This window comes from Pseudoduganella sp. GW821-FHT11H04 (genome assembly GCF_058807935.1).
Map to the genome: position 1 here is coordinate 1 of NZ_JBXARE010000038.1, position 620 is coordinate 620.

At 53.4% G+C, this 620-nt stretch carries 1 rRNA gene; it reads left to right on the forward strand.

Features of this window, described 5'->3' with window-relative positions:
* Positions 1-620: ribosomal RNA gene (locus tag AC1RTP_RS28520) — 23S ribosomal RNA — on the forward strand; the annotation flags it as partial.

Below are 620 nucleotides of genomic sequence, written 5' to 3' on the forward strand. Positions count from 1 at the left end.
GCGTAATAGCTCACTGATCGAGTCGTCCTGCGCGGAAGATGTAACGGGGCTAAGCCAGTCACCGAAGCTGCGGATATCCGCAAGGATATGGTAGGAGAGCGTTCTGTAAGCCTGCGAAGGTGTCTTGTAAAGGATGCTGGAGGTATCAGAAGTGCGAATGCTGACATGAGTAGCGATAATGCGGGTGAAAAGCCCGCACGCCGTAAGCCCAAGGTTTCCTGTTCAACGTTCATCGGAGCAGGGTGAGTCGGCCCCTAAGGCGAGGCAGAGATGCGTAGCTGATGGGAAGCAGGTTAATATTCCTGCACCGTCGTATGATGCGATGGGGGGACGGATCGCGGAAGGTTGTCTGACTGTTGGAATAGTCAGTTTCTGGTTCATAGAAGGCGCTTAGGCAAATCCGGGCGCGTAATTCAAGGGACTGGGACGAGCGAACTTGTTCGCGAAGCAATCGGAAGTGGTTCCAAGAAAAGCCTCTAAGCTTCAGTCATACGAGACCGTACCGCAAACCGACACAGGTGGGCGAGATGAGTATTCTAAGGCGCTTGAGAGAACTCGGGAGAAGGAACTCGGCAAATTGGTACCGTAACTTCGGGATAAGGTACGCCTCGGTAGCTTGA